General features: G+C 72.9%; 19 protein-coding genes. 7 read left to right on the forward strand and 12 right to left on the reverse strand.

The window, feature by feature from the left end:
• Positions 1-86: 86 nt before the first annotated feature.
• Entirely contained in the window at positions 87-440 is a 354-nt protein-coding gene (locus tag ACWD12_RS03795) for a hypothetical protein (protein WP_450098146.1), read from the reverse strand.
• Between the two features lie 43 nt (positions 441-483).
• Between ACWD12_RS03795 and ACWD12_RS03800 the strand changes: the two genes are divergently transcribed.
• The 3 genes from ACWD12_RS03800 (at position 484) to ACWD12_RS03810 (ending at position 2,830) form a co-directional block, all read left to right on the forward strand.
• On the forward strand, positions 484-927 hold the full coding sequence (locus tag ACWD12_RS03800) for a PASTA domain-containing protein (RefSeq protein WP_450098147.1): 444 nt from the start codon (positions 484-486) through the stop codon (positions 925-927).
• Positions 928-1,142: 215 nt separating this feature from the next.
• On the forward strand, positions 1,143-2,081 hold the full coding sequence (locus ACWD12_RS03805) for a putative protein N(5)-glutamine methyltransferase (RefSeq protein ID WP_450098148.1): 939 nt from the start codon (positions 1,143-1,145) through the stop codon (positions 2,079-2,081).
• 524 nt (positions 2,082-2,605) lie between these two features.
• Positions 2,606-2,830: an LAETG motif-containing sortase-dependent surface protein gene (locus ACWD12_RS03810; RefSeq protein WP_450098149.1), complete on the forward strand. Its 225-nt coding sequence runs from the start codon at positions 2,606-2,608 to the stop codon at positions 2,828-2,830.
• Positions 2,831-2,927: 97 nt separating this feature from the next.
• Here the strand turns inward: ACWD12_RS03810 and ACWD12_RS03815 are convergent, their stop codons facing one another.
• Positions 2,928-5,855, reverse strand: a complete 2,928-nt coding sequence (locus ACWD12_RS03815) for an FAD-binding and (Fe-S)-binding domain-containing protein (RefSeq protein WP_450098150.1) — start codon at positions 5,853-5,855, stop codon at positions 2,928-2,930.
• A 574-nt stretch (positions 5,856-6,429) separates the two neighbouring features.
• On the opposite strand from ACWD12_RS03815, the gene serC reads away from it, so the two are divergent.
• Complete coding sequence (gene serC, locus ACWD12_RS03820; protein WP_450098151.1) at positions 6,430-7,551, forward strand: phosphoserine transaminase; 1,122 nt, start codon at positions 6,430-6,432, stop codon at positions 7,549-7,551.
• Positions 7,552-7,771: 220 nt separating this feature from the next.
• Positions 7,772-9,286, forward strand: coding sequence for an MFS transporter (locus ACWD12_RS03825; RefSeq protein WP_450098152.1), 1,515 nt, complete (start codon positions 7,772-7,774; stop codon positions 9,284-9,286).
• Here the strand turns inward: ACWD12_RS03825 and ACWD12_RS03830 are convergent.
• The 8 genes from ACWD12_RS03830 to ACWD12_RS03865 all read right to left on the reverse strand — a co-directional run bounded on the left by ACWD12_RS03830 (position 9,252) and on the right by ACWD12_RS03865 (position 17,856).
• Positions 9,252-10,316 carry a hypothetical protein gene (locus ACWD12_RS03830; protein WP_450098153.1) on the reverse strand — a complete coding sequence of 355 codons (1,065 nt, stop codon included), beginning with the start codon at positions 10,314-10,316 and terminating at the stop codon, positions 9,252-9,254. The genes ACWD12_RS03825 and ACWD12_RS03830 overlap by 35 nt on opposite strands.
• 225 nt (positions 10,317-10,541) lie before the next feature.
• A complete protein-coding gene (locus ACWD12_RS03835; RefSeq protein ID WP_450098154.1) occupies positions 10,542-11,588 on the reverse strand; it encodes a hypothetical protein in 1,047 nt (348 codons plus the stop codon).
• Positions 11,589-11,662: 74 nt separating this feature from the next.
• Positions 11,663-12,169: a SigE family RNA polymerase sigma factor gene (locus tag ACWD12_RS03840; RefSeq protein WP_358353097.1), complete on the reverse strand. Its 507-nt coding sequence runs from the start codon at positions 12,167-12,169 to the stop codon at positions 11,663-11,665.
• Between the two features lie 745 nt (positions 12,170-12,914).
• Positions 12,915-13,637: a maleylpyruvate isomerase family mycothiol-dependent enzyme gene (locus ACWD12_RS03845; protein WP_450098155.1), complete on the reverse strand. Its 723-nt coding sequence runs from the start codon at positions 13,635-13,637 to the stop codon at positions 12,915-12,917.
• A 134-nt stretch (positions 13,638-13,771) separates the two neighbouring features.
• On the reverse strand, positions 13,772-15,085 hold the full coding sequence (locus ACWD12_RS03850; protein WP_450098156.1) for an MFS transporter: 1,314 nt from the start codon (positions 15,083-15,085) through the stop codon (positions 13,772-13,774).
• A gap of 89 nt (positions 15,086-15,174) precedes the next feature.
• Positions 15,175-15,606: a MarR family transcriptional regulator gene (locus tag ACWD12_RS03855; RefSeq protein ID WP_358353021.1), complete on the reverse strand. Its 432-nt coding sequence runs from the start codon at positions 15,604-15,606 to the stop codon at positions 15,175-15,177.
• Between the two features lie 118 nt (positions 15,607-15,724).
• Positions 15,725-16,255 (reverse strand): hypothetical protein, encoded by a 531-nt coding sequence (locus tag ACWD12_RS03860; RefSeq protein ID WP_358353023.1) that lies wholly within the window; start codon positions 16,253-16,255, stop codon positions 15,725-15,727.
• A gap of 134 nt (positions 16,256-16,389) precedes the next feature.
• Complete coding sequence (locus ACWD12_RS03865) at positions 16,390-17,856, reverse strand: NCS2 family permease (RefSeq protein ID WP_450098157.1); 1,467 nt, start codon at positions 17,854-17,856, stop codon at positions 16,390-16,392.
• A gap of 240 nt (positions 17,857-18,096) precedes the next feature.
• On the opposite strand from ACWD12_RS03865, the gene ACWD12_RS03870 reads away from it, so the two are divergent.
• Positions 18,097-18,609 (forward strand): hypothetical protein, encoded by a 513-nt coding sequence (locus tag ACWD12_RS03870; protein WP_450098158.1) that lies wholly within the window; start codon positions 18,097-18,099, stop codon positions 18,607-18,609.
• A gap of 179 nt (positions 18,610-18,788) precedes the next feature.
• On the forward strand, positions 18,789-21,209 hold the full coding sequence (locus ACWD12_RS03875; protein WP_450098159.1) for a cation-translocating P-type ATPase: 2,421 nt from the start codon (positions 18,789-18,791) through the stop codon (positions 21,207-21,209).
• A 103-nt stretch (positions 21,210-21,312) separates the two neighbouring features.
• Here ACWD12_RS03875 and ACWD12_RS03880 read toward each other — a convergent pair whose 3' ends face one another.
• Together ACWD12_RS03880 and ACWD12_RS03885 are read right to left on the reverse strand one after the other, a co-directional pair.
• Positions 21,313-24,585 carry a sacsin N-terminal ATP-binding-like domain-containing protein gene (locus ACWD12_RS03880; RefSeq protein WP_450098160.1) on the reverse strand — a complete coding sequence of 1,091 codons (3,273 nt, stop codon included), beginning with the start codon at positions 24,583-24,585 and terminating at the stop codon, positions 21,313-21,315.
• 234 nt (positions 24,586-24,819) lie between these two features.
• A complete protein-coding gene (locus ACWD12_RS03885; protein WP_358353100.1) occupies positions 24,820-25,635 on the reverse strand; it encodes a DUF3027 domain-containing protein in 816 nt (271 codons plus the stop codon).
• Positions 25,636-25,788 lie beyond the last annotated feature (153 nt).

Here is a 25,788-nt window from a genome sequence, read left to right on the forward strand (position 1 = left end):
GGGGAGCCCGAGGAAGCGGTGGCGGGCCCCACGCCGTCCCGGCGCGCCGGCAGCCGGCGACGCGGCGGCGGTCGTGGCGGGTCCGGTCATGGCGGGTCCGGCAGCGGCGGTGGCGGGAATCGCCGGGCGCGCAAGGTCGGAGTCGCGGCAGCCGTGGCGTTGACCGTGGTGGTGGCCGTCGTCGCGGGGCTCGCGGTGGCGGGATCCGACGACGGTACGAAGCCGGTGTCCGCGGCAGGGGCATCCGGTTCCTCGTCTCCGGCCGCGACGTCACCCACAGATGCCGGCTCCGGGGATCCGGCCGCGACATCCACGGGCAGCCCCGCTCCGAATGCGTCCGCGACGCCCCCGGCCACACCCACGGCGACGACGACGACGGCGGCCGGCCGGACAACGGCGCCGGCGTCGGGAACGCCGTCCACGACGCCGCCCAAGGCCACGACAGCGGCATCGACGACCCCGCCGACGGCGCCCGCGCCTCCCGTGGACCCCGCACCGGCAACGCCCCAGGCGACCGTGCCGAACGTGGTCGGCCTCGCGTACGCCGACGCGGCGTCCCGGCTCGCCGCCCAGGGCTTCTCCGTGGCACGGACCGAAGAGGTCTCCGCCAAGGCGGCCGGCACGGTGCTGCGGGCCAATCCCGGGGCGGGTGCGCTCGCCCGGCGGGGCTCGCAGGTGACGGTGACGGTCGCGAAGGCCGACGACACCATGACGGTGGTCCCGAAGATCCGCGACCTATACGTGCGGGACGCGCGGGCGGCCGTACGGGCGGCGGGACTGGCCCTTGAGCCGATGTACAACGGTGCCGGGTACGACGAAGGCGGGACGTACAGTTACTGCCGCGTCTGGGAGTTCACTCCCGCCGAGGGCGCCCGGGTGAAGAAGGGCACCGTCATCGACATCACGCGCGTATTCGGCTGCGGCTGAACCGCCGGCGGTCGCGCCCGGCGGCCGGGCACCGCCGGGCCCGGGTGCTGGGGTAATCTTGGCCCGTCCGGAATCGACCGGGCGACGGCTTCGACCGAGGAGGTGAGACCCATTACCGCTTCAGCAGGCTGGGTGTCCTCACCTCACGGACGCACCATCGCTGCGTTCTGACGACGCGATCGCGAGGGCACCCTTCGGCATCCCGAAAGGCCCTCATGCCGGTTCCACCGCACGTTCGCCCCGTCCCCGCGCCGCCTCTCCCCGCCCCGCCCGCTACACCCGCCGCGCTGTCCGCCGTCGTGACCACGCTGCGGTCGGCCGGGTGTGTGTTCGCCGAGGACGAGGCCCAACTGCTCGTCTCCGCATCCCGCTCCGCCGACGAACTCGCCGCCCTGGTCGCCCGCCGGGTCGCCGGGCATCCGCTCGAACACGTCCTCGGCTGGGCGGAGTTCTGCGGCCTGCGCATCGCCGTCGAGCCGGGCGTGTTCGTACCGCGCCGCCGGACGGAGTTCCTGGTGCACATCGCGGCGGCGCTCACGCACGAGTCGGCGGACGCCGCCGACGCGTCCGGCGAGGCCGCGCGGCGCACGCGTACCGGCGGTGGCGGCACTGCGGTGCTCGCGTCCCCGCGTACGGTGGGCGTCGACCTCTGCTGCGGCTCGGGCGCGCTCGGCGCGGCGCTTGCCGCACTCGTCACCGGCGTCGACCTGCACGCGGCCGACATCGACCCGGCCGCGGTCCGCTGCGCCCGGCGCAACCTCGCGGCCGCGGGCGGCCAGGTCCACGAAGGGGACCTGTACGAGGCCCTTCCCGCCGACCTGCTGGGCCGCGTCGACATCCTGCTCGCCAACGCACCGTACGTCCCCACACACGCAATAGAGCTTCTGCCTCCCGAGGCCCGCGACCACGAGCCGCGCGCGGCACTCGACGGCGGCACGGACGGCCTCGACATCCAGCGCCGCGTGGCCGAGGCCGCGCCCGTTTGGCTGGCCCCCGGCGGACGCCTACTGGTCGAGACGAGCGAACGTCAAGCGCCTTATACGGCACGGGCGTTCGACGCCAACGGCCTCAACGTCGAAGTACTCGCCTGCGAAGACCTGGACGCAACAGTCGTCATCGGCACCAAGCCCAGCTGCCCCCAGAACCCGGCGTGAACGCAACAGCCCCTGTAGCATCACTGCGTTCACATTGGGGGGAACCATGTTGGACTTTCCAGTCGCGGGCGCGTGCCCGCGGACTGCCGCTGCCGCACGCCTCGAACCAGCGTGCGGACACGACCTACCAGGTGCCGGGCCGCCGACGCGCGTACCCCGGCGTCGCCGACGCGCGCGCTGCGCGCCGCCACCGGGCGGCCCGTGTGACTGACGCCGAGTCGGCCGCACACATCCCTTCCTAGGGAACCCTCATCCCGCCGCTAGTGCTGTGGCCGGGAAGGTTTGCCGGTTCCCGGTGTTCGGTGCCGTGCATCGCAAGGCGCAGGCCCGAAGCTCGTACTCGGTCGTACTCGCGAGGGTCTGCAACGCAGCGAGGCGGGGTGCCGGGCGCCGGGAACCGGTGAACCTTTCCGGTCACAGCACTAGGCGGCGTCACCTACCTGGCCGCGGACGTCCTCGACACCACCGCGGAAGAGCCGGCTCCGATCGCGGAATTCTGCGGCGAGCGCGAGAAGTTCGCCATCGTGACCACCGACTCCTCGCCCGGCCCGTCGCCGACTCCCAGCGGCTCCGCCGGCCCCCGGCCGACCGACACTCCCCAGCCCGTCCCCTCCGCTCCTTCCCCCGCCCCCGTACTTGCCGACACTGGCGGCGACGACAACAGCACGACTCTGATCGGCGCCGGTGCCGCGGCGCTGATCCTTGCGGGCGGCGGCGTCGCCTTCGCCGTCCACCGCCGCCGCGCCTGACCGCGCGCGGCACGACGGTCGTAGGCCGAAAAAAGCACCCCCGGGGCCCGTCGCGGCGCGCCCCGGGCGCACGACCTTGGCGACGAACTCGCGGGCATCAGCGTTGCGTTCGGCTTTCCGTGGCCCGGTCCCCGGCGGCCGGGAGTGCCTGGGCGAGGACTTCGGCGAGGTGGCGGGGCCTCAGGGCGGTGTGGCGGGCGATCTGGGTGCGGCAGCTGAAGCCGTCGGCGAGGGGCACGGCGTCGGGCGGCGCGGCGTGGAGGGCCGGGAGAAGGCGTTCCTCCGCGATGCGTGTGGCGACGGCGTCGTGGCCCGGTTCGTAGCCGAAGTTCCCGGCGAGTCCGCAGCAACCGTCCGCCAGAGCCCCGGTGAGTCCGGCCAGTTCGCGGAGGCGCCGGTCCGGGCCGTCGCCGAGGACCGCGTGCTGGTGGCAGTGGAGTTGGCCCGTGACAGGCCGGTCGATGCGAGGTGGCGACCAGTTCGGCGCCAGTTCCTCCAGGGCCTGGGCGAACGTCTTGACGGTCCCGGGCAACGCGGCGGCCTCCGCACCGAGGAGTTCGGGGACATCGGTACGAAGCGCCGCCGTGCAGGAGGGCTCCAGGCCGACGACGGGCAGGCCCGCGTCCAGGGCGGGGCGCAGGGTGACGAGCGTACGGCGCATGACGCCACGTGCGACGTCGAGTTGGCCCGTCGACACCCAGGTCAGGCCGCAGCACACGGACTTGGGTGGGACGAGCACGGTCAGTCCCGCGGACTCCAGGACGCGTACCGCCGACCAGGCGATCTGCGGAGCGAACCGGTTCGTGAAGGTGTCGGGCCAGAGCACCACGCGCGTTCCCCCGGCGGCGATTTCGGCCCGTCGGTCATCGGCTGGACGGCGTGCGCGCCATGCGCGGGTGAAGGAAGTGGCGGCGAACTCCGGCAGCGGGCGCTCGGGTTCCAAGCCCGCGAAGCGCAAAGCGGCGCGTTTGAGCGTCTGACGTGACCCGACCGCGTTCGCGAGCGCGGCAAGACCGGGAACGGAGGTCGCCACCGCCGACCACCACGGCAGGCCGCCCAGCGCGTAGTGGGCACGGGGACGCACGCGGCCCTCGTAGTGGTGGTGCAGGAACTCCGCCTTGTACGTGGCCATGTCGACGCCCACCGGGCAGTCGCTGCGGCAGCCCTTGCAGGACAGGCACAGGTCGAGAGCGTCGCGTACCTCCTCGGAACGCCAGCCGTCCCGCACCACGTCGCCGATGAGCATCTCGTGCAGCAGCCGGGCGCGGCCGCGCGTCGAGTCCTTCTCCTCGCCCGTCGCCCGGAACGACGGGCACATCACCCCGGCCGAGGAATTCGCCGTCGTCTCACGGCACTTGCCCACACCTACGCAACGGCGGACCGCCGCCGCGAAGTCTCCGTGGTCGTGCGGGTATCCGAAGGCGACCGGCACCGGCTGCCGGGGCATACCGGTGAAGCGGAGGTCGCCGTCGAGCGGACGGGGGCGGACCAGCATGCCGGGGTTCATCCGGCCGTGCGGATCCCATACGGCCTTGAAGCGGCCGAACAGGTCGACGAGTTCCGGGCCGTACATTCGGGGCAGCAGCTCGGCGCGGGCCTGGCCGTCGCCGTGCTCGCCGGACAACGACCCGCCGAACCCGGTGACAAGGTCCGCGAGTTCGATGGCGAACGAGCGGTACGCGGCGATGCCCTCGGTGCCCAGCAGGTCGAAGTCGAAGCGGATGTGCACGCACCCCTCGCCGAAGTGTCCGTACGGGAGCCCGCGCAAACCGAACTGCCCCATCAAGGCTTGTAGTTCCCGAAGGTATTCGGCGAGGCGCTCGGGCGGCACGGCGGTGTCCTCCCACCCCGGCCACGCCTCCGACCCGTCCGCCATGCGGGTCGCGGTCCCGGACGCCTCCTCGCGGATGCGCCACAGCGCGCGTTGCTCGGCAGGATCGGACACCACGCGGAACGCCTGTGGCGCCACCTCGGCGGCGACCGTACGCGCCCGTTCCACCGCCTCGTCCGCGGTGGCACCGCCGGTCTCGACGAACAGCCAGGCGGCGCCGTCCGGAAGGCGTACGCCACGCGAGGAGCGGGCGAGCCCGACGAGCGTGGCGCTGAGGCTCTCCACGGTGAGCGGCCCGTACGGCAGCAGCGCGGGCGCGGCTTCCGCCGCGGCGATGTCGTCGGCGAACCCCAGGACGGCGAGGGCCCGGAAGCGGGGCGCCTCGACAAGGCGTACGCCGGCCCGCAGCACGACGGCGCAGGTCCCTTCACTGCCGACCAGCGAGCGGGCCAGGTCGCGGCCGTTCTCGGGGAGGAGGCAGTCCAGCGCGTACCCGGACACGCGGCGCGGGAGCGGGGCGAACCCCCGGCGGATCAGCGCGAGATGGTCGTCGGCGAGGGCGTGGAGATCGGCGCGGATGCGTTCCGCGCCGACCTCGGAGCCCGGTTCGGGGAGGACGGCGTCGCCCGGTCCGACGCGCATGCGGACGCCGTCCGGGGTCAACACGTCGAGCCACGCGACATTGGCGGAGGTACGCCCCCACGCGACGGAGTGCGCCCCGCAGGCATCGTTGCCGATCATGCCGCCGAGCGTGCAGCGGCTGTGCGTCGAGGGGTCGGGGCCGAAGGTCAGCCCGAACGGTGCGGCCGCGGCCCTGAGGTCGTCGAGAACCACACCGGGCTGCACGACCGCGATGCGGGCATCCACGTCGAGGGACTCGATCGCGGTGAGGTGGCGCGAAGTGTCGAGGACGACACCGGTGCCGGTGGCCTGCCCGGCGATGCTGGTGCCGCCGCCGCGCAGGGTGACCGGGGCGCCACGTTCGTGGCAGACCGCGACGGCGGCGACCAGGTCCTCGGTGTCGGCCGGGGTGACCACGCCGGGCGGCACGTGGCGGTGGTTGGACGCGTCCATCGAGTGCAGCGCCCGCGCCTGTGCGTCGAAGCGGACACCGCCGCGCACGCGCGAGCGCAACTCGCGAGCGAGCACGTCACGCAGCCGCGCCGATTCGGCGCCGTGGTCAAGTTCAGACACACCCCCAAGTCTGACAACCCACCGGCACCCCTACGCCAATCCCCACCACCGACACGCCCCGCACCCGGGACCACATGCCACCGCTGTCGCTGCCGCCCAAACCCGACAACCCGCCGGCACCCCCACACCGAACCCCACCACCGACAGACCCTTGCGCGGCGGGACCCCCTCCCGCCGCTGTCGTTGATGAGTTACTGGGTGTGTGGGCGTTGGGTGTGGGAGTGACCGCGTCACGGCGTTCATCGGGTTGTGTGGCGTGATGCCGTCGCACGTCAGCGCTGTCGCCGTCGTCGAACGTGGCGTCGAACGCACTGCGCTCTACGTTGCTTCGGGTGGATCGAGGTCGACGTCGGCACCGTTGATCGGCCGCGAACGTTCCCGAGATATCGAAGGGTCAGGCGGGAGGAAAGGGCGGAAAGGGGAAGAGGTCGCGCCTATCTGCCCCTCCCTGGCTACTCCGCCCGGATTACTGTCGTCTCACCTACTGTCGTGATCACGACCGCATTGTGGTCCGGATCGTCTCACTTCGTGGATTTTGACGTTCTCGTGACCGACCCCGGGCTACCCTCGCCGGGTGGCCGAGATCCAGATTCCCGAAGAGCTCAAGCCCGTCGACGGCCGGTTCGGCGCGGGCCCGTCCAAGGTGCGCCCCGAGGCGCTGAGTGCCCTCGCGGCGACCGGCACGTCCCTGCTCGGCACCTCGCACCGGCAGGCACCCGTGAAGAACGTGGTGCGCCGGGTCCGCCAGGGTGTCCGTGACCTGTTCCGCCTGCCCGGCGACTACGAGGTGGTGCTCGGCAACGGCGGCTCCACCGCGTTCTGGGACATCGCCGCGTTCGGCCTGGTCGAACGCAAGTCGCAGCACCTGTCGTTCGGCGAGTTCTCCAGCAAGTTCGCGTCGTCCGTCAAGGCGGCGCCGTGGCTGGACGAGCCGAGCGTCGTCAAGTCCGAGCCCGGCACCCACCCGCTGCCCGTCGCCGAGGCGGGCGTGGACGTGTACGGCCTGACCCACAACGAGACCTCGACCGGCGTGGCGATGCCGATCAAGCGGGTCGAGGGCGCCGACGAGGGCTCCCTCGTGCTGGTCGACGCGACCTCGGGTGCGGGCGGCCTGCCGGTCGACGCTCGGGAGTTCGACGTCTACTACTTCGCCCCGCAGAAGTGCTTCGCGTCCGACGGCGGACTGTGGATCGCGGCCTTCTCCCCCGCCGCGCTCGACCGCGCGGCGCGGATCGCCGCGACCGACCGCTACATCCCGCCGTTCTTCAGCCTGCCGACGGCGATCGACAACTCGTCGAAGGACCAGACCTACAACACCCCCGCGCTCGCGACCCTTTTCCTGCTGGCCGACCAGCTGGAGTGGATCAACGGGCAGGGCGGCCTGGAGTGGTCGGTCGCGCGTACGGCCGACTCGTCGTCGCGCCTGTACACGTGGGCGGAGAAGTCGGCGTACGCGACGCCGTTCGTCACCGACCCCGCGCAGCGCTCGCAGGTCATCGGCACGATCGACTTCGCCGAGGGCATCGACGCCGCGGCGATCGCCAAGGTGCTGCGCGCCAACGGCATCGTCGACACCGAGCCGTACCGCAAGCTGGGCCGCAACCAGCTGCGCGTCGCGATGTTCCCGGCCGTCGACCCGGCCGACGTCGAGGCGCTGACCGCGTGCATCGACTACGTCGTGGAGAAGCTGGGCTGACCTGGCGACACCCGACGTGACCCAGCAAAACCCAGCAAAACCCGGCGACACCCGACGTCATCCAGCGACACCCGACGTCACCCAGCGAAACCCGGCGACAGCCGACGCAGGCCGACGCGCCAACCAACGCCATCCGGCGCGCCGGCCGACGACACGGAGCATGACGGAGCCCTCCCCGTGCGGGGAGGGCTCCGTCATCTGCGCCGAGTAACCTCATCGGGTGAATCCCCCCGAAACGGCCGCCTCGGCGACGCCGACCTCCCCTGCCGCGGGACCGGTCCGGCTCACCCGCGACCGTGCGACCTGGCTGCTCTACCTGCAGACCGCGGTCTTCGCGTACTTCCTTTACTGCTTCGGCCCTTCGGTCCCGCTGCTCGGCGACGACCTGGAGGTGAGCAAGGCGGTCGCGGGCCTGCACAGCACGGCGTACGCCGCCGGAGGCGCGATCGTCGGTGCGCTCGGCAGCCGCCCGGTGCTGTGGTGGGGCCGCGGTCCCGCGCTGTGGGGCGGATTCACGCTGCTCGCCGCAGGCGTGCTCATGTACGCGCTCAGCCCCTGGCTCGCCCTCACCCTGGCCGGCGCGCTGCTGTGCGGCCTCGGCGGGTTCGCGGTGGTGAACCTGGCCGCCGCGGCGATCGTGGACCACCACGGGGCGGTGGCGGGGCCGGGGGCGTTGAGCGAGGCGCACGGCATCGGGGCCGCCGTCGGCATGATCGCCCCGCTGGCGATCGGCGGCGCCCAGGCGTCGGGGCTCGGCTGGCGCTACGGCATGCTGGCCGCGCCGGTCCTGATCGCGACGCTGTACGCGGTGTTCCGGAGCACCCGAATACCGGGCCACTACCGCCACGACCCGGCGAAGTCGACGGCCCCGCCCACCACCGACACCCCGCCCACCGCCGACGCGCCACCCACCACCAAGACTCCGGCCAACACCGAGACGCAGCCCACCACCGAGACGCCACCCCCGGCGGACACGCCGCCCGCCACAGACTCCCTGCCTGCCGCTGACATTGCCCACACCGCTCAGAGCGCCCACACCGCCGATACCGCTGACGCCGCACCCGCGACACACACTCCGCGCACTCCGGCCACGCCGCGCATCCCGGCACAGCGGACCCGCCCAAGCCCCCGCGACGACCGCCTCCCCGCCCGTTACTGGTGGGCCTGGCTGCTGATCGTCTGCCTCGTCTCGGTCGAGTTCTCGCTGTCCCTGTGGGCATCCGACCTGCTGGAAGACCGGGCCGGTTTGTCCGAGGGCGCCGCCGCGACCGCGATGACCGCCGTCGTCGCGGGCCTGTGCCTCGGCCGGATAGTGGGCGGGCGGCTCGTCCTGCGCTTTCCCGTCGGCCGCCTCTACGCGGTCGCGCTCGCCGTCAACGCCGCGGGCTTCGCCGCGCTGTGGCTGAGCACCACCGCTTGGCTGTCCTTCACCGGGCTGTTCGTGGCGGGCCTCGGCATGTCGGTGCAGTTCCCCCTGGCCATGGCCCGTTCAATGGAGGCCGCCGAGGGCCGCACCGACCTGGCCGCGTCGCGGTCCGCGCTGGCCACCGCGCTCGCCGCGGGCGGCGCGCCGTTCCTGCTCGGGCTGCTCGCCGACACGTTGGACACGTGGAAGGCGTTCGCGATGATCCCGGTCTTCCTGCTGCTTGCCGTGCCCGCCCTGGTGCTGAGCGGACGGCCCACCGCGCGGGCGCGCCCGGTCACGACGAACCCGACCGTCGGCCACGCAGCTTGATGTAGCCGTAGACGGTGAGGACGATGAGCAGCACGGCCAGGAAGCCCGGCCCGTACGCCTCGTTCTTCTCCTTGCCCGCGTCCCCCTCCGGGTCGCCGCCGCCGAGAGGTGCCGCGTCGCCCTGCGCGCCCTGCGGCCCGCCCGGCTTCGTGTCGGCGGCCGCCGCGACCGACTCCGGCCGGTTGCGGCCGTCCAGTTCGACCCGGCTGATGGTGCTGTCCGCTCCCTCGTGGCCGAACAGGACCGCGCGCCCGTCGGCGGTGAAACTCGCGGACTCGCCCTGCAGGCCGCCCAGTTGCACCGGCACGTACACGCTGTCGAGTTCCTTGCCCGGCGCCGAGAACATCGTCGCGACCATGTAGCTGCGCAGCACGAAGCGGGTTCCGTCGGGTGCGAAGGCGCCGTCGGTGACCGTGGCAGGTGCGGACCCGACGCGGTTGAAGATGTTGACGGCGGTCGTCGACAAGGTGGCGGGCTGCTCGTACAGGCGGCCGTCGTTCTCCTTGCTGGCGATGAAGATCTTGTTGGTGCGCGGGTCGATCAGCAGTGCCTCGGCGTCGCGCGGGCCGTCCTCGTACGTCAGCCGGTACTTCACCGGCTTCACGGTGGCGTCCTTGAGCTCGGCCGGTTCGGGGATCCGGTAGATCCACACCTCGGACCACTTGCCCTTGAGGTTGTCGCCGATGTCGCCGATGAACAGCGCGGGCCGGCCGGCCTCGTCCTTGCCGATCGAGACGGCCTCCCAGTCGCGCGGCGTGACGCCCTGCAGCGTCAGCACGGCCTTGGTCGTGCCGTCCGCGCCGATCGCGAATACGCGCGGCTCGTCGCCACTGTCGTTGTGGGTCCAGTAGACGCCGGGGTGCTGCGTGCTCGCGATCAGGCCGCTGGATTCGGTGATGCGGTCGTCCCGGATCGTCACCACGTCGGGGTCCTGGGCGGCCGGCGCGGCGGACGCGGGAAGCGCGGCACCCGGCGTCAGCAGGGCAGCCGCCGCGACGAGCACGACCAGCGGTGGTACGCGGAACTTCATACCGGAAACAGTGCCAGGAGTCGGGGGTGTGCGGTGGAATTCGGTACGCCCGTGTCCGACCGCACCGGCCCGGACGACCGGCCCGGACAACCGAGCCGAACGACCACAGCAGGGCGCGCAATCCGGACACCAGGCCGGACAAGCAGGGCCTGGCACTCGAGCCGGATAATCAGGCCCGACACCAGGCCCGACAACCAGGCCGGACGACCAGACCCGACAACCGAATCAGACGGCAGGCGGGGCGCCCGACGCGCCGCCCGTCGGCTTCGGCGGCGGCGATCCCGAGGGAAAGGACGTGCTCGGTGCGGCGGTCGCGGTGGGCGAGCCGGTGCCCGGCACCCCGGTCGGCTCCGCCGGCTCGCCCGGCGTTCCGGACCGGGTCGGCCGGATGGTCGTCGGCGCCGCGGTCTCGGCCCGGCCGGTGGCCGACGGGGTGGTGGCCCGCGGCTCGTTCTTGCCGCGCGCGTCGGAGTCCGTCGTGGTGACGGGGCCCTTGCCGTACACGCCGATCACTTCGATGCGGTCGCCGAACCGGACCGAGTCGTAGAACTGCTTGGCCCGTTCCTCTCCGAACAGGCCGATCAGTCCCTGCCGGTTCTGGTCCGCGGGGCACTTGGCCGCGGTCGCCATGCAGACGGGCGGCGAACCGATGTAGACCTCGGTGCCGTCCGTGGCCGACGCGGTGACCACCCACGGCACCGCGACCGCGGTGTCCTTGCCCAGCTCCGCGCCGTAGCCGGCCAGGTCCAGCGTCCGGTACAGCCCGGTGATCTGGAGCGTCAGCGGGTTCTTGGCGAACTGGTCGAACGCCGTACCGCTGATGTACACGTCGAACCAGTAGCCCCGCAAGGCACCGTTCTCGGCGTGTGTGGTCAGGGTCATGCCGCCGATGTCGAGCGTCGCCACGGGCGGCGTGGCCGCCTTCAGCGTGGGGTCCCCGGTCGTCGTCTCAGGCGACGCGGGCGCCGTCTGCGGTGTTTGTGCCGCCGTCGGCGCCGGCGGGTCGGCGACCTGCTCCGGGGAGGCGGCCGCCGAAGTAGGGCCCCGGCCGCTGCGGTCCGGGGTCAGCGGCCCCATCACCAACGCGCCGACCAACGCCGCCGCGACCAGCCCGGAACCCGCCCACGCCGCGTGCCTGCGGGAGCGGCGGCGCGTCCCCTTGCGGCGCACCTCGTCCGCCGTCAGGGACGGTACGACGGGGCCCGGCAGGTCTAGGTCCCGCAGCGCACGTGCGAGCTGCGGATCCTGGAGGTGGTCGTCAGGCGTGGGCAAGGCGTACCACTCCTTCCGGTGCCGCGGGGGCGGGGCGGTATCGGCGGGCACCGCGGTGTCCGGCACGGAGGCCGTCACGAACGCGCACGATGCTCCTCCCCCTCGCCCTCGCGGTCACCGAGGATTTTTGCGAGTGCCGCCCGGCCGCGCGCGAGGCGGGCCTTGACGGTTCCGCTGGGCACGTCGGCCTCGGCGGCTATCTGATCGACCGTCATGTCGCACAGGTGGTGCAGCACGATGGCCTGCCGCTGCGCCTCGGGCAGCTTCCGGAGGGCGGCGACGAGAGCGGCGTGATTGGGGTCGGGTCCGGCGACCGGCTGCTCGACGTGGTTGCGGCGCAGGAGGTCCCAGCCGCGGCGAGCGCGGCGCCAGCGGCTGACCGCGAGCCGCCAGGCGACCGTGCGGATCCACGCCTCGGGCGCCTCGGCGGCGAAGAACTGCCCCCGGCGGTCCCACGCGCGGACGAACGCCTCCTGCACGACGTCCTGGGCCTCGGAGAAGTCCCCGGTCAGCGCGTAGAGCTGATGGACCAGGCGGGAGAACGACGCATGGTAGAACGCGTCGAACTCCTCCTCGGTCATCTCGGGTCCCTCGCTGTCGGGCGACCGGCCCGGGCCGAGGACCGTCTCGACGACGGTGTCGACATCCGACGCGAGGTGGCCGGCGTCGGAGGCGTCGGCCGGGTCGGCATCACGGGTCGGCCGAGCGGTCGGCCAAAGAACCGATGATCCCACAGCCTCGTCGGCCGCCGCCGAGCCCGGTACAGCCGTACGTGCCACCACCCGTGTCCACCTCCGTGCCGAGGCCGGGGACGCGGTGTCCCGGGCCGTCGTTCATCCACCCACCCGGTCTACCGACGGGCGGGGACGCACGGTTGCATCACGAACTGGTCAAGCCGGGCACAACGGCGGGACCGACTCGGCGGGACCCGCTCGGCCGGACACCAGGCATCGGACCCAGGCATTGAATCTCAGGCATCGAACCTCAGGCATCGAACCTCAGGCATCGGCCCCTTGGGCCCCGGAGCACCGGGGCACAGGCCGTCGGGCGTCAGCTCAGCGCGGCGCCGATCGCGACGGCGATCAGGAGGATGACGAGCGCCGCCGAGACGACGCGGGTACGGGTACGCGGGTTCACCCCACCAACCTAACCCGCCCCGGCCACCCTCCGGCCGCCGGGCGGCCGACTTCCTCGCACGGCGTCGGCCCACACACAGGCCCAGACACAGGCACAGGCCCCGACACAGTCACAAGCGCAGGCCCCGACGCAGACTCAGGCCCAGACCCCGAACCCAGGCCGCCCCGACCCCGGCGCCCGCCTCCGGCGTCAGACCATCGACAGCGCGAGGCGCCGGCGGAACGCCGCAAGCACGGTGGTGTCCCCGGTGCGCGAGACGACGGTCCCCGGGCGCCGCCCCCACAGGTACAGCAGCAGGTCGCCGGGTTCCCCGCGTACCGCGGCATCGGTGAAGCCCGGCGACCGGGACACCTCCACCGCGTCGCGGTGCAGCGTGAGCCGCCAGTTGTGGTGGTGGCAGTGCACGCCGACGGTACGGCCGACCGCGGCGTCGAACCCGCCCCCGTCGTACCGCAGCGGCAGCAGCACCCGCAGCGCCTCGTCGATGCCGTCGACCGCGAGTTCGAGGTCGATCGGCCCGGGGTCACCCACCGCCATCTCGATGTCGGTGCGGTGCATCGCCGCCTCGTGGGCGAGCCGCCGGTACCAAAAGCCCACCGCCCCGTCGCCGTCGTCCTCGAAGGCCGGACGGTCGGGGTCGCGGCGGGCGAGTTCGGCACGCAGCTCGGCCAGCGCCTCGCCGTACCAGGCGAGGACGTCGCCCTTCGGCGCGCTGTTGTCGGGGGCGTCCGGACGGTGGCCGATCCGCAGCCACTCGGCCGCCGTCAGGTACACCGTTCCGGTGTGCCCCACGACGTCGGCGACCGTCCATCCCGGGCAGGACGGGACCGGGATGTCCAGTCCCGCCGCAGCCGATTCCGCCAGGCGCAGCCCCTCCGCCTGGAAGAAATCCTGGAATCGCGCATAGTCCATGAATCAATCGTTCCAGCCGCGAACGACCGGTGTCGATGATTTCGGTCACTCGAACGGATTCCTGACGGCGAAAGATTTGCCTTTCCCTGTAACGATATTGACGACGTGTCAGTTCCTGATCGAAGGCGTCCGCATCAGGCCGCAACGGGATCGGGCCGCGGCGTGGGCGTGCGGTCGACGACGTGCACCGCCGGGTGGGGCCGGACCCGCAGGCGCAGCCGCTTGCCGGTGCGCCGCGCCAGGATCATGCCCACGGCGACCGCGGTCGACGCCGACACAAGGCCGCCGAAAAGCAGGGCGACGCGCGGTCCGTACGTTTCCGCGATCCAGCCGACGAGCGGGCCGCCGAGCGGTGTACCGCCCATGAACACCAGCATGTAGAGGCCCATGACCCGGCCACGCAGGGCGGCGTCGACGCTGAGCTGCACGGTGGAGTTCGCGGCCGTGTTGAAGGTGATTCCGGCGATGCCGATCGGCACCAGCGCGAGGGCGAAGCTCCAGTAGCCGGGCATGACCGCGGCCACCATGCTGAGCGCGCCGAACGCGAAGGCCGCGCCGATGAGCATGCCCATGCGCGAGCGGCCGCGGCGGGCGGCGAGCAGCGCGCCGCCCAGCGAGCCGAGCGCGAAGACGGTGTTGAGCAGGCCGAAGGCACCCGGGCCGGCGTGGAAGACCTGGTTCGCGAAGCCGCCGAGGGTGACGGCGAAGTTGAAGCCGAACGTGCCGACGAATCCGACCAGGGCGAAGACGGCGAGCAGGTCCGGGCGGGCCCGGACGTACCGCAGCGCCTCGCGCAGTTGCCCCGGCTCGCGCTTGACCGGTGCGGTCGGGGTCAGGTCGCGCGCCCGCATGGCGAGGAGGCCGAGGATGACGGCGATGTACGACAGCGCGTTCACGGCGAACACCCAGCCGGTGCCGATCGCGGCGATGAGCAGGCCCGCGACGGCCGGGCCGGTGATCCGGGCGAGCTGGAAGTTGGCCGAGTTCAGGCTGATCGCGTTGGGCAGGTCGCGGCGGCCGACCATCTCGACGACGAAGGTCTGCCGGGTCGGGTTGTCGATCGCGGTGGCGAAGCCGAGGCCGAGGGCCAGCAGCCAGACGTGCCACACGTCGACGACGCCGGCGAGGTCCAGGACGGCCAGGATCGCGGCGAGCAGACCCATCGCGGCCTGGGTCGCGATGAGCAGGCGCCGCTTGCCGTAGCGGTCGGCGACGGCGCCGCCCCACAGGCCGAAGAGCAGCATCGGGAGGAACTGCAGGCCGGTCGTGATGCCCAGCGCCATGGCGCTGCCGGTGAGCTTGAGGACCAGCCAGTCCTGCGCCAGGCGCTGCATCCAGGTACCGGTGTTGGACACCATCTGCCCCGCGGCGAACAGACGGTAGTTGCGGTTGTGCAGCGAGGAGAACATCGAGGTTCGGGCAGTGGCCGGGTGCGCGGTGGCCGTCAAGACGCCCCTTTCATCGAGCGGTCGGTCGGGTGTGCGGGAGCGCGAGCGTTCCCGCTTGTCCGTTGTCCGACCTCCGCCCGGGGGGCGTGTCAGAGTTGCGCGAGCCGTTCCAGTACCGGCACGGCGGCGCGCAACGCCGCCAACTCCTCCTCGGTCAGCGCCTCCAGGTGCGCGGCGAGCCACGCGTTCCCGAGCCGTCGGCTCTCGGCGACGACCTCGGCGGCCGGCTCCGTCGCGGTGACGGTGATCTGGCGCCGGTCCTCGGGGTGCGGGTCGCGGCGGACCAGCCCGCGTTCCTCGAGGCCGGCGATGACGCGGGTCATCGAGGGCGGCTGCACCTTTTCGTGCCGGGCGAGTTCACCCGGCGTCATGGCGCCACGTGCGACCAGGATGGTCAGCACCGACAGTTGCGTGGGGCTCAGGGTCTCGTCGGCACGCTGGTTGCGCAGGCGGCGGGAGAGTTTGAGCACGGACGCACGGAGCACGGCGACCGCGGCGCGGTCGGCATCGGACAAGGACACCTTCGTTAGCTTAGATCATTACTTTCGCTAACGGTAACGGTTTGCCCGGCGGCGCTTATTCCGCGCGTACCACGGGGGTCCGCGCCGGTCCGTGCGTCGCGCCGCCGGGCCGTCCCGGCTACTCCGGGCGCAGGCGCGGCAGCAGTTTCGGCCGGGCGGGCAGCGCGGCCTGGGCACGCCAGTACTCCGGGTCGCGGGGGCACGCGAGCCACGCGGGCAGGCGGCTCGCGGCGTGCTCGAACGCCTCTCCCAGCGGGAGGCCGTTGCGTACGTCGACCACCGTCTCGACCGGGTAGTGCGTGTTGTGGTCGATGTCGCACCAGCACGCCACGCTCACCGCCGCGAGCGCGGCCAGGCCGCCCGGGCGTATCCACGCGACGTCGAGTTCGAGTTCGAGCCAGTCCACGCCCGTCTCCTCGTGGACCAGAGCCACGGTCGTGGTCAGCACGAGCGGCGTGATGCCCTCCGGGAGGGGGTCGGGGCACGCCGCGTGGTCGCGGAACCACTCCCACTCGGGCGGCTCGGCCGCGAGGCGGAGCGTGTCGACGGCCGCGGCAACCCGGCGTACATGGTCCAGGTCGTGTGTCGGCGCGCCGGGGAACAGCGCCGCGAGGGGAACGTCGTCGATGGTTCCGCGCTCCATGCCCACGCGGCCGATCCTGGCGTCGGCGGCGCGACGACACAAGACCCGTGCACGATCCGACCGCACCGTTCGCTTGGGCGGCGGCCCCGCCCGCTCCCCGACCGTCCCCGGCCGCGCTTCACCCGCGCCCGCACGCCCGGCTATTCGACGCCGAGCACCTGCTCGACCGGGTCGATGCCGAAATGCACGAGGAAGAACGCGGCGACGACCCAGAGCAGCCAGGGCACTTCGCGGGCGCGGCCGGTGGCGGCCCGGATGACGACGTACGCGAGGAAACCGGCGCCGATGCCGTTGGTGATGCTGAAGGTGAACGGCATGAGCACGATCGTCAGGAACGCCGGCACGGCGAGCGGCCAGTCGGTCCAGTCGATGTCCTTGACCTGGGTCATCAGCAGGAAGCCCACGACGACGAGGGCCGGCGTCGCGGCCTGGTAGGGCACGACCGTGGCCAGCGGGGTGAGGAACAGCGCCCCGAGGAACAGCCCGCCGGTGACGAGGTTGGCGAAGCCGGTACGCGCCCCCTCGCCGACGCCCGCCGTCGACTCGACGAAGCACGTGTTGGACGAGCACGACGCCGCGCCGCCCGCGACCGCCGCGAAGCCGTCGACGAGCAGCACGCGGCCGATGCCGGGCAGCCTGCCGTCCGCGTCCAGCAGCCCGGCCTCGTTGGTGACGCCGATGATCGTGCCCATCGCGTCGAAGAAGTCCGAGAGCATCAGCGTGAAGACGAAGATCGCCGCGGTGAGCACGCCGGCCTCCGCGAAGGCGCCGAGCAGGCTGACGTCCCCGACGAGGCCGAAGTCCGGGGTGCCGACCACGCCGCCGGGCAGGTCCGGGCTGATCAGGCCCCACTGCTTGTCGGGGACGTCCGCCACCGCGTCGACCAGCATCGCGAGCACGGTCATCGACACGATGCCGATCAGGATCGCGCCGCGGACCCGGCGGACCAGCAGCACGAACGTCAGCAGCACCCCCGCGCAGAAGACCAGGGTGGGCCAGCCCTGCAGCTGCCCGTCGGGCCCGAGGGTCACCGGCACCGTCGACCCGGCGGAGTCCGGCGTACGGGTGACGAAGCCCGCGTCGACCAGGCCCAGGAACGCGATGAACAGGCCGATGCCGACGCCGATGGCCTGCTTGAGGGCCATCGGGATGGCGTCCATGATCATCTGGCGCAGGCCGGTCACGACCAGGACGACGATGGCGATGCCCGACCACACCACCAGGCCCATGGCGTCCGGCCAGGACATCTCGGGCGCGATCTGGAAGGCCACCACGCCGTTGAGGCCGAGCCCCGCGGCGATCGCGAGCGGGATGTTGCCGGCGACCCCCATGATCACCGTCATGACGCCGGCGACCAGGCAGGTCGCGGTGACGAGTTGGCCGTGCGACAGGTGCTGGCCGTACTTGTCGGTGGCTCCGCTCAGGACGATCGGATTCAGGACGACGATGTACGCCATCGTGAAAAAGGTGGCGACGCCGCCGCGGGTCTCCTGCACGAGCGACGACCCGCGTGCGGAGATCGCGAAGAAGCGGTCGAGCGCGCCCGCGAGTCCGCGACCGGGCGGCGTGGGCCCGCGGTGGGCGGCTGCGGGGGCGTCGGCGGTCATGGCGGCCCCTCGGGGGTACGGGCGGCGGACGTGGAACCGGGCGCGGTCCCGCTGATCACTCCCTACACCGCCCGGCGGCCCGGTTCGGGCCGAAACTCCCCGCACTGCCCGGAACTCACCCGAGAGGACGGGAGGGGCACGCAAGCCACGGGGCGAGGCGCGCCACAGGCGAGGTGCGCAACGAGGTGCGCGACAGGCCCTGCGGCGACGGGACCGGACGGGCCAGTAGCCTTGCCCTTTGTGAGCAGGCACGGGAAGCGGCGGCGTACGTCGCCCGAGGAGTCGTACGACATGGACTCGTACGACACCGCGGCATTCGCCGCCGACACCGGCGGCGAGCACGACGACCACGCAGGCGACGACCGCCGCGGCACCCCGGGCCCGCCGGACTCCGACCCGGCCGTCCCGGGCTCCGCTCCGGCCGCTCCGGCCGCCGAGACGTACTCCGACGCCGCGACGGTCCACGACGCCGACGCCGCGTCCGGCGACGCACCGCCGCCCGCGTCCGGCCGGATCCGCCGCCCCGACCCCGAGCCGCTGGAAGCCGACGACGTGAAGATCGTCGGCATCGGCACGCTCGTCTGGTTCGGCCTCTTCCTCCTCTGTCTGCCGTTCCGCGACACGCTGGAGCGCGACGGCCGCGAGTGGTGGCCGTGGTGCGCGCTCGCCGGCGCCGGCCTCGGCCTGCTCGGCCTCTGGTACGTCCGGCGCCGCCGCGACGCCATCCGCCGCCGCGCGGACCAGAGCCGCTGACCCCGCCACCGCACGTCGCCACCTGACGTCGCCGCCTCAACTCACCGCCCGAGGCCGACGCCGAGGCTGCCGAGGGCTGTCGACGTCGCCGCCAAGAGCCGCCGGCCCGGGTCACGCGGACGGCCGAGCCCACGCCAAAGCGCCACAGAATCTGACATCTCATGACGTAACGTCGGTTCATGATCGACGCCGAGGCTCCGCCGCCCGCCGAGACGTCCCCCGAGGGCCTCACCTCGGCCCAGGTCGCCGAACGTGTCGCGCGCGGCGAGGTGAACGACGTCCCGGCCCGCTCCAGCCGCAGCGCCCGCGACATCGTGCGGGCCAACGTCTTCACCCGCTTCAACGCGATCATCGGCACGCTGTTTGTCATCATCATGGTGTTCGGCGCACCACAGGACGGTCTGTTCGGCCTGGTCATCGTCGCCAACACGGCGATCGGCATCATCCAGGAGCTGCGCGCCAAGAAGACCCTGGACGCCCTCGCCATGGTCGGCGAGGCCAAGCCCCGGGTCCGCCGCGACGGCCGCACCACCGACGTCACGCCCCGCGAACTCGTGCTCGACGACGTCTGCGCCATCGGCGCGGGCGAGCAGATCGTGGTCGACGGCGTGGTCGTCGAGGCGGACGGGCTGGAACTGGACGAGTCGCTGCTGACCGGCGAGTCCGACCCGGTGCACAAGCACCCCGGCGACCCGGTGATGTCCGGCAGCTTCGTCGCGGCCGGCAACGGCGCCTTCCGCGCGACCAAGGTCGGCCGGGACGCCTACGCCGCCCGCCTCGCCGAGGAGGCCAGCCGCTTCACCCTCACCCGGTCCGAGCTGCGCTCCGGTCTCGACGTGATCCTCAAGTACGTCACCTGGCTCATGGTCCCGGTCGGGATCCTCCTGCTCGTCAGCCAACTGCGCAGCAACAAGGGCGACTTCTCCGGCGCGATGACCGGCATGGTGGCGGGCGTCGTCACCATGGTCCCCGAGGGTCTGATGCTGCTCACCTCGGTCGCGTTCGCGGTCGGCGTGGTGCGCCTGGGCCGCAAGCAGTGCCTCGTCCAGGAACTGCCCGCGATCGAGGGCCTGGCCCGGGTCGACGTCGTGTGCCTCGACAAGACGGGCACGCTGACCGAGGGCGGCATGGACGTCGGCGAGGTGCGTACGCTCGCCCCCGACCTGCCGGTCAAGGAGGCCCTGGGCGCACTCGGCACCTCCGACCCCCGGCCCAACGCGAGCCTCCAGGCGATCATCGACGCGCATCCGGCGCCCGAGGGCGACGGGTGGCGGGTCACCGGCGTCGAGCCGTTCTCGTCGGCCCGCAAGTGGAGCGGCGCGACGTTCGCGGGCGAGGGGTCGTGGCTGCTGGGCGCACCGGACGTCCTGCTGCCGCAGGGCGACCCGGTGCTGCGCGACGTCGACGAACTCGGCGCGCAGGGGTTGCGCGTACTGCTGCTCGCCAAGGCGGACGGCCCGCTGGGCGACCGGGCGGCCGAGCACGCGGCGCCCGCCGCCCTGGTGGTCCTGGAGCAGCGGCTACGCCCCGACGCGGCGGACACACTCCGGTATTTCGCGAGCCAGGCGGTCGCCGCGAAGGTCATCTCCGGTGACAATGCGCTGTCCGTGGGTGCGGTCGCCGGCAAGCTCGGACTGGCCGGCGCCGAACACCCGGTGGATGCCCGCACGCTGCCCGAGGACCGCGCCGAACTCGCCCAGGAGCTCGACGACAACACGGTCTTCGGCCGCGTGACGCCGCAGCAGAAGCGCGCGATGGTGGCGGCGCTCCAGTCCAAGGAGCACACGGTCGCGATGACCGGCGACGGCGTCAACGACGTACTCGCCCTCAAGGACGCCGACATCGGCGTGGCGATGGGTTCGGGCAGTGCGGCGAGCCGCTCGGTGGCGCAAATCGTGCTGCTGGACAACAAGTTCGCGACGCTGCCCGCCGTGGTGGCGGAAGGCCGCCGGGTCATCGGCAACATCGAGCGGGTCGCGAACCTGTTCCTGTCGAAGACCGTGTACGCCCTGCTGCTGTCGCTGCTCACCGGCGTGGCGAGCCTGCCGTTCCCGTTCCTGCCCCGGCACCTCACGCTCATCGGCACGCTGACGATCGGCACGCCGGCGTTCTTCCTCGCCCTCGGACCGAACACCGAGCGGGCCCGGCCGGGCTTCGTGCCGCGCGTGCTGCGCTTCGCGGTGCCGGCCGGAGTGGTGGCGGCGGGCACCACCTTCCTGACGTACTGGCTGGCCCGGCTCAACCACGGGTCGAGCCTGGAGCAGGACCGCACCGCGGCGACGATCACGCTGTTCATGGTCGCGATGTGGATCCTCGCGATCGTCGCCCGGCCGTACGCGTGGTGGAAGCTCGTCCTCATCGCCGCGATGGGCGGCGGCTACCTGCTCGCGATGTTCGTACCGTTCCTGTCCGACTTCTTCGCGCTCTACCCGGACGACCTGCCCAACTGGGGTATCGCGGTGGGCATCGGGCTCGCCGGGATGGGCGTCCTGGAGTTCGGCTGGCACCTGTCCGGGTGGGTCCGGCGCAGACACCCGGCGGCGGTCTCCTGGCAGGCGGGGGCCGACTCCGCGAAGACAGAGGCGAAGGAAAAGGCATAGGCGAAGGCGGCGAAGTCAGCCAGGTCGGCCACGTCGGCCGAAGCCCCGGACGACGGCCGAAGCCCCGGACGACTGAGCCGGGCCGCCGCCGCCTTCGCGGCCGTCACATCGGGTTGTCGAAGTCCCTTTCCGCGTCCAGGACATGGGCGAGCGACGGGTCGGCCAGCAGTTGCGCGACCTCGAAGCGGCGGTGCCACTCCCCCGCGGCCCAGGCGAGTCCGCGGGCCAGGCCCTCGAACGTGGTCGCGTGCACCTCGCCGTCGACGAACCGCCACTCCGCCTCGAGTTCGGCGCCGTCGGGACCCGCCACCAGGAGCTCGCCGTGCTCGACGTACTCGGTCGGTGCGCCCGCGAGGGCGGCGAGGACCGCCTCGGGAACGGGGTTGCGGGTGCCCTCGGAGAGCACCGTCCCGGGCACCACTTCGGAGACCAGGGGCAGTTGCAGCAGTTCGGCGAGCGCGGTCGCGCGGTCGGGGCGTACCGGGAGCAGCGCCCACGCGGGTGCCTCGGCCAGCAGCGCGGCCAGGTCCGGCGCGTCGGCGACTGCGGCCGAGCTGGCGTCCACGACGGTCAGGCGGCCGGCCACGACGGCGCGCACCTCGTGCGGGGCGTCGACCCGGTCCATGTCCACATCGGCCAACGCCGTGTAGAGAAGCCGGAGTTGATCGCGTCCGACGTCGTTGGAGCGCTTCGCGAGCCGGTCGAGCAACTCGTCCGGCCCGCCGGGCTCGGCGAGCAGCGCGGCGAGCGTGGTACGCACGCCCAGCGCGCGCAGGAACACGTCGTCGAGGTGCGAGTCGACCTCGTCGTACAGGCCGTGCAGCGCGGGATCGGCGCCCGTGGCCAGCAGGCCGGCGGGTGGACGGCCGTCGAGCACCGGGTGCCCGCGCAGCCACCACGCCGTGTACGACGGGATCTCGGCCCGGCCGCCGTCCGGCAGCAGTACGCGCGCGGGCTCGATCACCGCGGCCCGCAGCGGCGGGACGGCGAGCAGGTCGAGCGCGTCCTCCCACGCGTCGTCGGCCACCAGGTCGAGGTCGCGGACCGCGGTGAACGCGGGCAGCACCGGCGGCACTTCGGGGTCGGGGAGGTGGTCGAGGACGTCGTCGAGCCAGTCCTCCTCCAGGTCCAGGTCGTGGTCGCAGGCGTCGTGGTCGAGGACCACGTCCTCCTCGGCCACCAGGCCGAACGTGTCGAGCACGCCGACCGCGCGCAGTACGTCGGGCCCCCAGCGCTCGACCAGCTCCTGGTCCGCGACGCCGAGCGTGCCCGGTTCGACCAGGGCGGTCAACGCGCTTCCGGGCAGCATGAGTTCGCCGGCGGCGAGCAGGTCGCCCTGGTCGTCGGGCAGCGGCAGCTCGGCGAGCCACGGCTCCTCGCCCGGGGCCAGGTGTGCGGCGCGTACGAGTTCGAGGACGGCGTCGGTGAACGCGTCCGGGTCGTCGTGGTCGTCCGCGGCGGCTACGCCCGCCCGGACCGCGGGGTCGGCCAGGACGGTGCGCGGCGCGGCCGGGAGCGCGCCGAGGCGCTCCAGCAGCGGGTGCACCGCGTCCGGGTGCACGATGCGCAGGTCCAGCGGCTCCAGCACGGCGGGCTTGGGGGTGTCCGGCCCGGGGAGCAGGAGATGCCGGGGGCCGCGCACGAGGCGGCCGTCCACGAGCGGCACCGGCAAGGCGCCGAGCGCGTCGCGGTCGGCGGGGTCGAGGGCCGCGTACAGGCCGTGCCACCACTCGGGTTCGCGTTCCAGTGCGGCGAGTTGGTCGACGACCTCGGCGAGCGGGAGGCGGCGTACGGTCAGCGCACGCAGCGCCGGCGACTTGTCCAGACCGGCCGGGATCAGCCCGGGCAGGACGGGGGCCAGCGCGGCGACCAGCCCCGGGGAGGCACCGTCCAGGACGACCGCGTCCCGCGGGCGTACCCGGCGCGGCGCGGCCTCCTCGCCGGCACCGGCGTCGGAACCGGCGTAGGGACCGGGGTCGGAACCGGCGTGCGAACCGAGGGCGGAACTCAGGCCGGACCCGAGGCCGGAACTCAGGTCGGAACTCAGGTCGGAACCGGCATCGGACCTGCCGGACGCGGCCGCGTCCGAGCCGTCCGCACCCGCGAACGCGGTGGGCAGGAAAGGCGTCTCGGCGAGCCGGGCGAGGACGGACCGGCGCAGCAACGCGTCCAGCTCACCCTCGGGCGCGGTGCCGGGCACCAGGCTCAGCAGGGCGCGCGTGAACGGAGTCGGCCAGTCACGCACCATCTCGGCGTAGCTGTCTGCGGCCCGCGCCACGAGGAAGTCGCGGAGCGGGCCCGGCGCGACGTGCCGCCGGGTGCTGTCGAGCGGGAACGAGGCGATGAGCAGCGCGGGCAGGCCCAGCGGTTCGTCCGAGGGCGTGGGCGCGTGCACGACGGGGCGTACCGGCACGGAACCGCGCGGCGTGCCGTCTTCGTTCGCCGTGTCGAGGCTCAACGGCGTCCCTCCGGCCCGCCATTCGGCACCTCCGCCGTGCAGCGGCAGCGGGGCGCCCGCGGCGTCGACCGGCACGGCCCACAGCACCGACCAGGTGCCGCGCAGGCGTTCCTCGGTGGGGCGGTCCGCGAGCAGGCCCGCGTCCAGCGCGCCGGCCGCGGAGCTGACGCGCCACCGCGTCTGGTGGTCCTGGTCGGCGACCACGACCGTGCCCTGGTCGTCGCGCCGAGAGAGCGTGCGGACGCCGCGGTCCGTCTCGACGACGATCTCGCCGAGTCCGGACAGGGTCAGCAGCAGCGCGTCGTCGATCTCGGCGAGCAGGCGCGCGGCCAGGTCGGTCGCGGCACCGTCGCGCAGCGGCAGCACGACCGCCGTGTCGTAGCCGTCGGGCGGCGTGCCCTCGGCCGGCATCGGCAGGCGGAGTATCGGGACGGCGCCGTCGCGCCGTACGACCTCGTCGGCGATCCCCGGGACGCCCGCGGCCAACTCCCGTGCCTCGCGGAGGGACCACCGGACGCCGCCGGTGCCGGAGACGACCGACGGCTCGTCGGACACCGCCAGGACGGCGGCGAAGCCGACCCCGAAGCGGCCGACGGTGCCGGGGCCTTCGTCCCGCTTCGCGGAGGCCCGCAGCGTGGACAGCGCGAGAACGCCGTCCGCGTGCAGCGGCTCGCCGGTGTTCGCCGCGGTGAGGACGCCGTCCCGCAGCGTCAGCCGCAGCCGTCCGGGCCGTCCGGTACGCGCCGCCGCGTCGGCGGCGTTCTGCGCCAGCTCCACGACCAGGCGGTCGCGGTACCCGCCGAGGGCAAGCTCTTCCTCGGCGTTGGCGTCCTCCCGGAACCGTGCCGGTTGTGCGGCCCACGCGTCCAGAACCGCCTGCCGCAGCCCAGCCGTCGCGAAGATGTCCTCGGTGCCCATGGCCACAACTCTCTCCGCAACCCCACCCCGCTTGGCAAATCCTGCCCCCCGCTTCGGCGGCGAACCCCCCTACACCCGACAAAACGCAGCCGAGTTCAAGCCGGGGCGCCGAGGTGCCCAGGCGTCGGGCCCGGGGCGTTCAGGCCTTGGTTCGGGCAGGTGCAGGCGGATGCGAACGAATGCACACGGATGCGGGCGGGGGTTCGGTGGGGTTCGGGCCCGAACCCCACCGCCTCACGAATGGCCCAGGTCCTCCCCCGGTTCCGCGTCGTCGACCGAGCCCGCGTCGTGGTGGACGCGTACCGGCTCGACGTCGTAGTCGTCGACCACGGGGTCGGCGACCTGGGGGACGGCGGGCATGACGGCGGCCTCGGAGTGGCCTCCACAGCCAAAGCCGAGGGAGACCATGTGGCCGTCGGCGGGTGCGTACTCGTTCGCGCACACGCCGAAGGCCTGGCCGAGCGGACCGCCGATCTTGACCAGGAACCCGCACGACACGCAGTGGGCGGGCGCGGCCTGGGCCATCGGCGTGCGTACGCCGAAGTGTTCCTCCCAGCGGTCCGCGGCCAGGCCGAGGCCGAGCGGCGAGAGCACACGGGCACGGCCGAGGCCGAGCTCGTACGCCACCGCCGCCGGACCGAAGCCGACCGGCTCCTCCGCGGACACCGGGTCGACGTCCGCGTATCCGGGTTCGAGGCGCTCGTCGTCCTCCTTGGTCGGCAGCAGGTCGCCGACGCCGAGGTCGCCTGGGCGCAGGCGGTCGCTCCACGGCACCCACTCGGGGGCCAGCAGGGCATCAGGGCCGGGCACGAGCACCGTCTCGTCGACGGTGACCAGCTTGGCGCGTGGGGCTCGGGCGACGGTGACAGCCCACCGCCAGCCCTGGTACGCGTCCTCTCGGCACGCGAAGAGATGGGTGACGACGCGATCGCCGTCAACCGCCACTCCAAGATGCTCGCCGACCCTGCCCGGGCCAGCGACATCCTCGGCGGCGGCAAGGGCAAGTTCGACCGCCTCCGCACACAGGCGATCGGGGATTCGACTACGGATCGGGGCACTCACGAGAGTGATTCTCTCTCAACCACCGGGCGTGATGGCGAGGGCTACCCTCAAGAGGCACGGAATCCTGTACGGAGCGCGCAACCGGCGCGCCCCTTCGGCGTGTCACCAATACACGTATCCCCGGCGAAGAAGGGCAGGATT

It is taken from the genome of Streptodolium elevatio (assembly GCF_053592165.1).